We start from the raw sequence: 12909 nt of genomic DNA on the forward strand, positions 1-12909 counted from the left end.
CGAAGGTCAGCTGATTGAACACCGTTTACCCAGCGGTTGTGAGCCTACCCATTTAACTCCGAGTTACAAGAAATAATTTTAAAAACAACTTCTCATGTTTTTGGTTTGGTTGGCTTATTATCGAGAAGTAGCTATTGGGAGTCTATTTATCAAAAAAAGGAGTGCGACATAGGTCACACCCCTTCTTTATTTTCTTTGAAACATCTTTCGGTACTCGACAGCATACAAGACAAAAGATTGTAAAAGACCGTAAGTGATGACGGCAAAAATGACTCTCACCCACAGCGTTGGTAATTCTGGGAAAAGCAGCAAAAGGATCATGCCAACATAGATGACAGCAGTCGCTACTTTGCCATACCACTTCGCACCACTTAATTTGATATTTTTAGATAGCCCGATTAATCCAGCTACAAACATAAAGCCTTCTTTTATCAAGAATAGACCAAACAACAGCCAAAGCCACGGTCGATACCATGCCATAGACAAAATCAGAAAAAGTTGTGTCAATTTATCTGCAAACGGATCAAGCACCTTCCCTAAGTCTGTTACCTGATTATATCTCCGAGCAATGACCCCATCTAGATAATCAGACAAACCTGAGACAACAATGACCGCTCCTGCTACATAAAACGACTGTCTCAGCACAAAATAAAGATAAATCGGCAGCAAAAAAATACGGAATATCGATAAAAGATTCGGAATTGTTTGGATTTCTTTACGCCAGTTTGTGCTTATTTTCATTTGACCGTCCCACCTCCTCAGCACTCTTTTTTTTATTTTAGCTTACATAGAGAATAAAACCAATGATTTTACTGCTGTTATTTTTTTGCAATCACTGTTCATATGCGTTGGTCTGAAATAATCACTTGTTGTTTTCATCTTTTGCTCTTCTTTCTTCCTGTCGTTTACGCATTTCTTTTACTAACGCTTTATGGGCTTTTTTTGATCCTCGCTCTAGGTCACGCTGCTGTTTCCGTGTTTTAAAATCGATAAACAGACTGTCTAAATCGTAACCTGTCGGGTACAGATTTTCTGCTGAACGCACCAGACGAACGCGCTGACGAGGCACACGGCTCATTTCTTTTTCTAAATATACGGCAATCGTATCTTCACCTATATCCTCATAAACTAATGCTTCTTTTTGGTATTCATTCACAAATATTCGATCGCCTTTTGCAAAGAGCTGGCATTCTTTTTTATTGTCCTTCCTATTTATACCTGCTGTCTTAGGAGGAAATTCTTTTTTCTGTGTCCGATAGGCTTTTTCCTCCAGGTAACGCTCTGCTTGCTGGATCAATTTCATAGACATAGCCATTTTATGAGCAATCCATAAAGCTTGGCTTTCTCCTGTTTCTCCAACACGCAATTGATATTTAGGACGAAGTGCTTCCCGATCGAAAGCCATAGCAGCCGGCACAAAATCTTCATGATCCCTAGCAAATTTCTTAATTTCTCCATAATGGGTCGTGGCAATGATCAATGCCCCCTGCTCATACATAGATTCCATGATTGCGATCGCTAATGCAGCTCCTTCATTTGGCTCTGTTCCACTGCCAATCTCATCCAGAAGTACCAATGTATTCCTTTTTATCTTTTTCAAAATAGCAGCAATGTTTTGCATATGACCAGAAAATGTACTCAACGCATTTTCTAAATTTTGGTGGTCACCGACATCGACGAAAACCTCATCAAAGACAGCAAGCTCTGTCCCTTCTTTTGCCGGAACTTGCATGCCGAACATCGCCATCAAAGTCAATAAACCGACCGTCTTCAACACGACTGTTTTGCCGCCGGCATTTGCTCCGGTAATAATCAAGCCTCGATAGTCTTTACCGATTTCAACATCCAATGGTACCGCATGATCAGGTAAAAATGGATGTCTGCCTTGTTTGATGACGATATGTTCTGATTTATTGATTTTAGGCGTGATCCCATTGATTTCTCGACTGAATTTTGCCCGAGCAAAAATGATATCTAATACCGTCATCGTTTCGATCAATAAGTCGATTGCTTCTTCATTTTCTGCAATAGCACCAGTCAATGCAGCCAGAACTTGATATTCTTCACTGATTTCTTCAGCTTTTAACAACTGATAGTGTTCATTCAGTTTAGAAACCACAGTCGGTTCAGTAAAAAACGTCGTTCCTTTGTTCGATTCATCGATGATCGTCCCATCTACTTTATTTTTATAGCTGGCTTTGATAGGAATCGTATAGCATTCACCTTTTTGAACGATTATTGCTTCTTGGATCATTTCTTTGTTTTTCGGATGACGCAAGAATTTCAGCAATTTTGACTGGATTTCTTTTTCTATTATTTGTAATTGTTTGCGTACTTTACGCAAATTACGTGAAGCATCGTCACTGACTTTATTATTTTTTATTTTTTGGTCAATCAACTCTTCTACATTTATCAAATCAGGAAGATGCTTGCTATAAGCAAATAACAAAGGTGCCTGGTATTGATTCTTATCAAAAAACTTTGTGATCATCCGACTGCTTCTTAGAAAATCCGCATATTCGATCAAATCAGCGGGCGACAGAACCAACCCTTTTTTGACTTGTTCTGTCAGTGCATCAATCCTCGGCAATCCCATAAATGGAACATGCTGACTACTTTCTAAGATCAAGCGTGCTTCTCTTGTTTCTTCTTGACGATCCAAGACGGTTTGTAGGTTTGACGAGGTCGTCATCTTACTGATTCGTTTTTTGCTATAGTTTCCGATTGCTCTTGCTTGGACTTCCTTTTTGATCTGATCAAATTGTAATTGACTAATCATTTCGTTGTTCATACTCTCTCCTTTTCTTGAAGAGATACCTGTCCCAAAATAAATAAGGGCCTAGAGATAAATAAAAGGATAGAACACAGCTTAAAAAAGTCATGTCCTATCCTCATTAGAATACAAAGATATTGTTTTCCTGACAGGTACCGTTTCATAAGCACACCAAATAAACCTTGTTTATTGGCTATTCGACTTACTGATTAGATACCAGCTACACTCACAAAACATTCCCCATTCTTCTAGGTCTTATTTATTTTCCACTTAACTATAGCAAGACGCCTTTTGATTGTCAAACCTTAGTATGTTTTATAGATTTACACCATTAATGAATAGACACCTACCGCGATAATTGCTCCGATCATTGGACCTGCGATTGGTACCCATGAATATGCCCAATCTGAAGTTCCTTTATTAGCTATTGGCAATACCGCATGTGCTAATCGAGGACCAAAGTCCCGAGCAGGGTTGATTGCGTATCCTGTTGGTCCTCCTAATGAAAGACCGATGGCTAAGATCAATCCACCTACAGCGAATACGTTCGTTCCAGGTGCAAATTCGTTTTGCCCAAAAGCTAGCAACCCAAGAACTAATACAAATGTACCAATTAATTCTGTGATTACATTTGCTGGATAATTCCGTATAGCAGGACCTGTTGCAAACGTACCTAAAATCGCACTTTCATCTTTCGTTGCATTCCAATGTGGCAAATAAGAAAGCCAAACAAGAATGGCCCCTGCAAAAGCTCCTAAAACTTGCGCAATGATGAAAGGAACGACAAGATTCCAACTAATTGCCCCTGTCATCGCCATAGCTAGAGAGACTGCAGGATTCAAATGAGCTGGGCCCATGAATCCAGAAATATAGACAGCCATTGTTACAGCGAGTCCCCAACCAAACGCGATGACAATCCAGCCAGAAGCTTGTGCTTTACTTTTGTTTAGATTCACAGCCGCACACACACCATCTCCAAGCAAAACTAGGATCAATGTCCCAATAAACTCCCCCATGATTTGAGTCATATCACTGTTCATTTATTTCTCCCCCTTTAGTTCCCGCAGATCTGATTCTGCGATCAATGCTTCTAAACGTTTAGTCTGTTGCGCCTTCTCTTCTTCTGTCCACCCAAAATACTCAGCAATTGCATCGATCACAGGTTGCTTGATCTCATCCAGCTGATCTCGTTCAAACAACAGATGATTCGTCCGACGAATGAGATAATCACCTGGGGCTAAAACCATTTCTTCTTCTAAGCCATAACGTAACCGAGCTGACTCAGCGAGACTCAAACCAGGATAAGGTGTCATTTCTTTTGCTAATTCAAAGATACGTCGAGCATTAGTCCCGTAAAAATCAGCGATATAAGTAGCATCTTCTTCCTCTAAACCGGCTGCTACTCCTTCTTTTGCTAATTCCCTCACTGTTTCTTCTAATTTCGTTGGATCGAAGTTTCCACCTGAAATCTGATATTTTTTAGAGTCGATTTCTTTCGTCTCTATTCCGTATTCTTCTTTTAACAGCTGACGAATCAATCGTAAAGCTCCTTCTGCCATCTTACGGTAATCAGTGATTTTCCCACCTGATAAAGTCAACAAGCCATCTGGTTCTCTTTCTAAAGAACTACCTCTGGAAATCGTAGAAGGTGCTTTTTCGTCGCGGCTGTTTTCCAAATGGTTCAACACATCTTCTACTTCAGCACGAGAAACTTTATTTTCCTTATATTCACTTACTGTATCAACCACTTTATTGAAGCTCTTGTCTGAAATCGATCCGTTATCTCCGCCATTATAATCAGAACCAGAATTACCAATCAATAGTGGACGAAGCCCTGCCCAGCTTGCTTCGATATCTGCCAATGTGATATTTGCTTCTGGATAGCGATGGTTGATTACATCCAATAGATAATCCACGTCTTCTTGTGTGACTTTTGGATCCGTAAAGTCTCCTTGGTAATCCGTATCTGTCGTACCAAAGTAAGTTTTGTTTTCTCTTGGGATAGCAAAAACCATCCGCCCATCTTGTTTTCCTGTATCGAAGTATGTGGGTTGCGGTACAGGCAGTTTTTTCGCATCTACGACTAAATGGATTCCTTTGGTTGGACGCATTTTAGGAGAGACTGGACGCGTAAAATTCAAGTTCCGTACTTTATCTACCCAAGGACCACTCGTATTGATCACTAATTTTGCTTTGATCTCTATCACTTCATCTGTCAGCAGATCACGAGCTTTGACACCAACGATTTGATCGCCCTCATATAAAAAGCCAACCGCTTTCATTTTACTTACTAGATAAGCCCCATCTTCTGCAGCCTTTTTGATATTATCGATCACTAAACGGGCATCATTGTTGCGGAAATCCAGATAAACACCTGCACCTTTTAGCCCTTCTTTTTTCAAAAATGGTTCTCTTTCCAATACTTCTTCTGGTGTCAGGGTATAGTTCTCATATTTAGTTCCTGTCACATTTGCCAGTTTGTCGTAAAGGTCCATTGCTACTTTGACAGAGAACATATTGAAGGTTGTTGCTCCTTCATCTTCATAGATTGGTAAAAGCATTGGATCTGGTTTTGGGATGTGTGGGGCAATACCTTGTACGACTGCACGTTCACCAACTGTGTCAGCTACTACTTCCACATCAAATGTTTTCAGATAACGAATACCGCCATGCACAAGTTTGGTCGAGCGAGAGGACGTCCCTTCTGCAAAATCTTGCATTTCGATCAATCCTGTTTTGATTCCTGATGCTGCTGCCTGGACTGCCACACCGGCACCAGTGATTCCGCCACCGATGATCAACAGATCCAATTCTTCTTGCTGCATTTTTTGAATGCTATCTTGTCTTGTCTTGTTTGAAAACATATGGATTTCCTCCTTATTCAAATGCTTGGGTAGCTTTTACTGCTTTTTTCCAGCCATTGTAAAGTTTTTCTCGGCGCTCTTCCTCCATTTGAACTTCAAATAGCTTGCCAGCTTCATAAAATTCACGAATCTCGTCTGTATCTTTCCAATAGCCGACAGCTAATCCTGCTAAAAATGCTGCCCCTAGTGCTGTTGTTTCCAAGTTTTCTGCTCGTTGGATCGGTACATTCAAGATATCTGTTTGGAATTGCATCAGATATTCATTATTTGCTGCACCGCCATCCACTTTCAATACAGGAATCTTGATTCCAGTGTCATCTTGCATCGTATCGATGATATCTCTCACTTGATAGGCAATCGACTGCAAAGTAGCTTTAATGATATCTTCTTTTGTCGTTCCACGTGTCAAACCAAACATAGCCCCTCGTGCTGCCTGATCCCAATAAGGAGCACCCAGTCCAACAAATGCAGGAACAACATAGACCTCATCTTCGTTTGTGGAGCGTTTTGCCGCGGCTTCCGAATCACTAGCCTTTTGCAACATTTGAAGACCATCTCTCAGCCATTGAATCGAAGAACCAGCCACAAAAATACTTCCTTCTAAAGCATAGTAAACCTTTCCATTTATACCGTAACCAATTGTCGTCAATAAATTATTTTTGGATAATTGCGGTTTTTCACCGGTATTCATGACAATAAATGAACCTGTACCATAAGTATTCTTGACCATACCTGGTTCGAATGCCATTTGTCCGAATAATGCAGCTTGCTGGTCTCCTGCCATCCCTGAAATTGGTGCTTCGCTTCCATAAAAATGATAACCTTGCGTATAACCATAAACTTCTGAGTTAGAAGTAACTTTTGGTAACATCACTCGAGGAATATTCAATAAATCCAAAATTTCCTGATCCCAATCTAGCTGATGGATATTGAACAACATCGTCCGACTGGCATTCGAGTAATCAGTAACATGTGCTTGTCCATCGGTCAGTTTCCATACTAACCACGAATCAATCGTTCCAAACATTAACTCGCCTTTTTCAGCGCGTTCTTGCGCACCTTCTACATGATCAAGAATCCAGCGAATCTTCGTTGCTGAGAAATAGGCATCGATCACTAGTCCTGTTTTTTCGTGGAAAAATTCTTGATATCCTTCATTTTTTAAGTTATCTGCAATTCCAGCTGATTGTCTGGATTGCCAAACAACTGCATGATAGATTGGACGTCCTGTATCTTTTTCCCAGATTACTGTTGTTTCACGCTGGTTCGTTATGCCAATCCCAGCAATCTGGTTTGGTTTGATCCCTGATTCGATGAAAGCTCCGGCAATAACTGACTGTACAGAATTCCAGATTTCATTTGCATCATGTTCAACCCAGCTTTCTTGCGGGAAATATTGCGTGAACTCTTTTTGAGAACTGCCGATATGTCTTCCTTTCTTGTCAAAGATAATTGCTCGTGAGCTAGTTGTACCTTGGTCAATCGCCATGATATACGTTGGTTCTGTCATTGTGATTCCCTCCATTATCTGCAAACGCTTTCTTTAACTGCTTTTATCATACTACTCATTTAAAAAAAGAAACTGTCAAAATTTTATTCTTTTTTTCTTTTTTTTGACAGTTTTTTATTATGATGCTAGTTTTTGATCAATTCTTTTCTTTTTTCAACATTTCTATTCTTCTTTTCAATCGGATAATGTCATAAGGCGACGCAAATTCTGATAGATAATATTCATTCTGTTGCTTGTTTCTCTGACAAAACGTTATGACCAAATCATAGTTTTTTCCTTCTTCATAACTTTCAATCTCAATACCGCTGACTCCTCTCAGTTCTCTGTTCAGATACTGTTGGAAAGCAATACGGTAAATAGGCAAACTTTCTAAATCGATCCCTATCACTACTGGTTTCGCAATATAAAAATCGATCATCAAAAGAACATTGGCATACTGGATCATCAGATAACTAAGTGCACTGTCTTCGGTGCTTTTCCTTGGCAATTGCTGCATCGCTGTTTCCTGTAGTTTCTCCAATAACTGTGTTAAGGAATGCCCAAGCATTTTTTGCTGCTGCTCCAAAAGCCGATCACGCTCGTAGACTTCGATCTTTCCAACAAAGAAAAACCATTCATTGTTGATTTGTGAAATTTGGTAGCCTACTGCTTTTTCCTCTTTGATTTTCAAACGACGAGGACGATAATGCCATAGCATCGTTTCCCGAATATAAGTATCCAAAACAGCGGTGGGTAACTTTTTGCTCCGTGTCAAATCATATTGATAAAATATTTCTTCGTCGACTATCGAAAAAGAAACAAAAAAGCTGTAAAACATCATTGTTTCGTATACATTCAGTTCTGCTGCTGTTCGACTAAGATGCATCACGATGATTGGATCGATTGCTTGATAAAGCCGGTCCGACTGATAGAGTAATTTCTTTTCTTTCAAAGTTTCGTACGTACTTTTTTCATTCAATAGTCTTTTTTTCGTGATCCCGAGCCAGCAAGCAATCTGTGCTTCTGCTGATGCCGTAAACGTCGTTTCTAATACGCGGCCCAATCCTAGAATGAATGGTCTTTTTTCTGGTGTATTTTGCAAAAAAAGCGGTCGTTGATCTTCCGGGATATATTGGAATAATTCATAATAAAAATATCGGATCTGTAGCTCTTCTCCGTATAATTGTCCGTTTTTGATTTGTAATCCAAATTCCTCTAAGAGCTGGTTCAATTCTTTGATCTTTCGAAAAACAGAAGACTCACTGATATTAAACGCTGTCGCTAATCGAACGATGGATACTTGCTGGTGTTCTAATAAATAGACAAGCATTTTAAACTTCAAGCTTTCCTGTAATAAAAACAAAAGAATTTTTTCCAAACTGACATCTTCGTCCAACACAAGCAGCGCCTGATACTCGTTTCGCTGTACTTCTACTTTTTTTCCCATCATCCGTCCAATCAATTCAATATCTTCCAAATATTGATCAAAAGAGGTTTTTGACAGTTGGACATGCTCTCTCAATCCATTGATAGAGGCTGTTCCCCCTTGCAGAACAAGGTTTCGCAAAATCAGGATCTGTAACTGCTCTTTTCTTTCTAATAATGCTTCAATCTTCATAGGCAGTATTCGCCACCTTTGACCACACCATATTAGGTACACGATATTCTGGCTGGAAAAACAGCTCATGTTCTTCTAACTGTTCGAACGTCCAGCCTTCTTCTACTGCGATTGTCAGTTGGTCAAGAAGATGGAACATTTCTTTTCTGCTTTGGAGCTGTGCTCCAAGAATCTTTTTTTCAGAATCAAATAGGAATTTGACTTTGACTTTGCTCTGGTTTATTGCTGCAAGCTTGTATTCCGCGTACCCTGTTTCAATTTTTTGGGGATAAAAAATGCTTTCTTCTTCTGTCATACCTACGCTTCCTAAGAAATAGCCAAACCACTGATTGCCGACTGGTCGATAGGTTCCCTGATCCTTTGTCGCAGAACCACTAATTGTCTTGCTGACATTTCGCGCTGTACGGACAGCGTTGTTTACTAGAGAAACGTACATTTTTTCATTTGTTGGGCGAAAAGTGACTTGGATTGCATCGCCAATTGCATAGACGTCTTTTTGAGACGTTTGCAAATAGTCATCTACCCAGATCGTTCCATCATCATTCAATGTTAATTGTTCTTCCCACATCTGATTGTTGGGGCGAGAATGGTTAGCCAGCAAAACAAGATCATAGTTTTCCCTTCTTCTTTCCGTCTCTACTACAGCGGTTTCATTTTCGGACAAAGATACGACTTGCTCTTCTAAGAAAAGCGATATCCCTTGATTTTTCATTTCCTTTACTAACGGCTCCGTCATTTCAGGGTCTAGGTAACGAAAAAGAATCGACTTTCGGCTTTCATAAAGATGGATTTGTGTTTTTCCTGATGCTAAGCCTTCAGCTATTTCGATCCCTGCTTGACCTGCTCCAATGATGGCAATTTTTTTTGCATCCATGATCTTTTGCTGAAGAGCAGCTATGTTTTGTATCTTTTTAACTGGGTGAATGAACCTTGCTTCTGCAGGAACATTTCGAAAATTTTGATTTGAACCAGTCGCCAAAATCAAACGATCAAAATCCAGTTTGTCTCCGCCTGCTAAAACGACTTTCTTTTCTTCCAATCCTATTACCGTCTTTTCTGTGTAAACATGGATACGATAGCGGTCGATCAGCTCTTCTTTGGTGATCCAAGAAAGTTGTTTTTCACTGGTGACCTTTCCTTTTACTATCAGATTGAACCCGCTGGGAATCCACCCTAACTTCGATTGCTTTTCAATCAAATATATTTCACTTGTTGGTATCAATTGGCGAAGATAAATAGCCGCATGAATCCCTGCAAACGACCCGCCGACAATTACAATGTTCATCTGTATTCCTCTTTCTTATTAAGTGTGCGACTGCCAACATGGGCTGAAATCACAATGTTCTTAAACCATGTTTACTCATTCCTATGATCCATAGCAGCGTAGCAGAACACACTCTGTCCATCCTACCGTGTGACTAGGTCTGCTTCTCAGTAATAAATTAGTTGACCTAATTGAAGAGTATCATTTCTGAAGAGATGTTTCAAAAAATGTACTCTTAGAAAGGCAAAAAACCCGCCTTTTGCGTACCTCTGTCCAAATAGGAAACAGAAAAGAACGAAAAGACGTGTTTTAGCGTGTGTAATGTAATAGTTAGAATAGGCAAAACATTTTTATGCTGACAATTTTTAATGCTTTAATGCTTCAACCACTACTTCGCCCAATTGATGAGCAGATTGAGGGTTTTGCCCTGTAAGAAGACGTCCATCGATTTGAACGACTTCTGAAAAAGCTGGACCTGACTGATAGTCAGCTCCTTTTTCTTTCAAAGCATCTTCTGCTAAGAATGGTACTTCATTCGTTGTACCATTGGCTTCCTCTTCTTCATTACTGAATCCAGTCACTGTGCGTCCAGCTAAAATAGACTTTCCAGATTCATCTGTAACTGGCAACAATCCGACAACACCGTGACAAACAGCTGAGACCAGTCCTTCATTTCGATAGATTTGTGAAGCAACTTTCCCAAGATCTGTTGCTTCTGGAAAATCCCACATTGTTCCGTGGCCACCAGCATAATAAACTGCTGCATAATCTTTTGCATCCACATCATCAGGACGTAAGGTATTTCCCAAGGCCCGATTTCTGAAATCTTCATCTTTATAATAGGCCCAATCGATTTCATCCATATTCAAAACACTTTGCGGTTCTAAAGGTACATATCCGCCTTTAGGACTGACAAAATCTGCATCGATCCCATTTTTTACTAATACATCATAAAAATGAGTCAGTTCACTTAACCACAAACCTGTAGGACGCTCGATCTTTTCGTACTTTTCTACATTTGTTAATACGATCAATACTTTCATTTTTCCATCCTCTTTCTATAAAAATTGAGTTATTGATAACGTGCTTTCAAGAAATTATATAATGGACTTGGCAAATAAAGCTCTTTATATGCTTCTTCAAAAGGTTTCGTTACAAATTCATCCTCACGGTTTTCCAATAATTTCTCTGCCCAGTCAGGATCGACGATCATTTGCTGTCCAATTGCTGCAAGTTCTGCATATTTCAGTACTTGCTCTACGTCTTTGCGAGTACGGATGCCTCCGACACCAATTAAAGGGATCTTTCCTTGGATCGTGTCATGGACAGCTTCAAGAATCGACTGATCGCTGTATTTATCAGAACGGGCTCTTCGATCATACGCATTTAATGAAACATGCAGATAATCTAATTTTGTCTCACGTAATCGTTCAAGAAGCCAGATCGTGTCTTCAAAACGGATACCTGGTGTTTCATATTCTTCTGGCGAGAAACGATACCCTACGATGAATGGTTTTTTTGCATATTTTTCAACCGTTGAGAAAACCGTTGTTAATAATTCGTCAATAAAACGATAGCGATTTTCTAAGCTACCGCCCCATTGATCCTCTCGTCTATTCGAATGCGGAGAGAAAAATTGTTGGATCAAATACGTATTTGCTCCATGCAACTCGATACCATCAAATCCTGATTCAATCGCTCTGCGTGTGGCTTCGCCAAATGCTTGGATTGTTTCTTTGATTTCATTTTCACTTAATGCTCGCGGTGTTTCTGCATCAGGTCGTTCCGCTGCAACTGCACTTGCAGATACAGGCTGTTCTCCGGATAGAGTAGCTCGACTAGTCATTCGTCCACCGTGGAAAATCTGAACAATCGCTTTTGCACCTTCTCCTTGGATTGCTTTAGCTAGTTCACTTAACCGAGGAATCATTTCATCGTGAGCGATGCTCAGTTCACCTGGCCAGCCTTTTCCGATATCTTGGACATTTGCAGCACCAGTAATAACAGCACCAAGTCCTTTAGAACGTTGTTTATAATAAGTGATCTCATCTTCGGTGATCACTCCATTGAAGAAGCTGAGTTGTGTCGTCATAGGCGACAGCATCAATCGGTTCTTCAATTGAACTCCTGAAGGTAAAATAATTGATTGATCAAATTGTGACATTGTCATTCCTCCCATAATTTGCTCTGATTAACCTATCGAGAATCATCTATCATTAAACCACTCGGTTAGTTGTACATGCAACTAATTTGCTTAAAAAAATTTTTATTTTTTTTGTAACTTATCTGTTGCTTCATTCATTATCTCGGCTAATTCTTTACTTGCTTCATTTCCCAAGACTGCTTTGTACGACTGATGGAGTTCTTCCCAGCTACCATCGACTTCCTTAGTAAATTGGCGTCCTTGTTCTGTAAGATAAACTAATGACAAGCGCCCTTCGCTAACTGTTTTGACGTATCCTTTATATTCTAATTTTTCAACAAAACGAGCGATTGTTGAAGGCGCAGAATAGAGCATTTGTGCAATATCTTTTTGCGGTATACCATCTTTTTCTTTTAATATCAATAAAATAAATCCATAAGTTGGTGCCAGACCTGTTTTTCTAAACGCTTCATCAGCTAATTTATTCAATAGGCGATCTAGCTTTTTCACGCTAAAGAAAAGACATTCATCCAACGCTTTTTCAATTGGCTTTTCCATTTCATCCCCTCCATTGGCGTACATATCATAGTATGATTTTTATTTTTTGTCAAAAAACTCGTAATAATGACCGCTTTTGTCGTTTTTTGATCTAATGCCGATGGTCAGCTGATTGTACACCGTTTATTGAGAGGTCGTGAGCCTGCCGTTGAACTCCGAGTCACAAGGAGCAATTTCAAAAAACAGCTTCTCATGTTTTA

The 12909-nt window shown here is 39.7% G+C and carries 10 protein-coding genes; all 10 read right to left on the minus strand.

Annotated features, from left to right (window positions below; genetic code table 11):
* Window positions 1-186: 186 nt before the first annotated feature.
* Window positions 187-741, minus strand: coding sequence for a CDP-alcohol phosphatidyltransferase family protein (locus HMPREF2988_RS01180; RefSeq protein WP_070769839.1), 555 nt, complete (start codon window positions 739-741; stop codon window positions 187-189).
* A 121-nt stretch (window positions 742-862) separates the two neighbouring features.
* Complete coding sequence (locus HMPREF2988_RS01185) at window positions 863-2791, minus strand: endonuclease MutS2 (RefSeq protein ID WP_070769840.1); 1929 nt, start codon at window positions 2789-2791, stop codon at window positions 863-865.
* Between the two features lie 305 nt (window positions 2792-3096).
* Window positions 3097-3813 carry an MIP/aquaporin family protein gene (locus tag HMPREF2988_RS01190; protein ID WP_002292560.1) on the minus strand — a complete coding sequence of 239 codons (717 nt, stop codon included), beginning with the start codon at window positions 3811-3813 and terminating at the stop codon, window positions 3097-3099.
* Entirely contained in the window at window positions 3814-5637 is a 1824-nt protein-coding gene (glpO, locus tag HMPREF2988_RS01195; protein WP_002315971.1) for a type 1 glycerol-3-phosphate oxidase, read from the minus strand.
* Between the two features lie 13 nt (window positions 5638-5650).
* Window positions 5651-7147, minus strand: coding sequence for a glycerol kinase GlpK (glpK, locus tag HMPREF2988_RS01200; protein ID WP_002292557.1), 1497 nt, complete (start codon window positions 7145-7147; stop codon window positions 5651-5653).
* Window positions 7148-7283: 136 nt separating this feature from the next.
* Window positions 7284-8744, minus strand: a complete 1461-nt coding sequence (locus tag HMPREF2988_RS01205) for an AcpB/EbpR/MafR family transcriptional regulator (protein WP_025477366.1) — start codon at window positions 8742-8744, stop codon at window positions 7284-7286.
* Window positions 8734-10029: an NAD(P)/FAD-dependent oxidoreductase gene (locus tag HMPREF2988_RS01210; RefSeq protein ID WP_002315973.1), complete on the minus strand. Its 1296-nt coding sequence runs from the start codon at window positions 10027-10029 to the stop codon at window positions 8734-8736. The genes HMPREF2988_RS01205 and HMPREF2988_RS01210 overlap by 11 nt, the downstream gene beginning before the upstream one ends.
* A gap of 344 nt (window positions 10030-10373) precedes the next feature.
* Window positions 10374-11051, minus strand: a complete 678-nt coding sequence (locus tag HMPREF2988_RS01215; RefSeq protein WP_002310684.1) for a type 1 glutamine amidotransferase domain-containing protein — start codon at window positions 11049-11051, stop codon at window positions 10374-10376.
* Between the two features lie 29 nt (window positions 11052-11080).
* On the minus strand, window positions 11081-12172 hold the full coding sequence (locus tag HMPREF2988_RS01220) for an NADH-dependent flavin oxidoreductase (protein WP_002292552.1): 1092 nt from the start codon (window positions 12170-12172) through the stop codon (window positions 11081-11083).
* A 102-nt stretch (window positions 12173-12274) separates the two neighbouring features.
* Window positions 12275-12709, minus strand: a complete 435-nt coding sequence (locus tag HMPREF2988_RS01225; RefSeq protein ID WP_002315975.1) for a MarR family winged helix-turn-helix transcriptional regulator — start codon at window positions 12707-12709, stop codon at window positions 12275-12277.
* Window positions 12710-12909: the final 200 nt, after the last annotated feature.

Origin of the sequence: Enterococcus sp. HMSC061C05 (assembly GCF_001814765.1) — a bacterium.
Lineage (GTDB): Bacteria > Bacillota > Bacilli > Lactobacillales > Enterococcaceae > Enterococcus_B > Enterococcus_B lactis.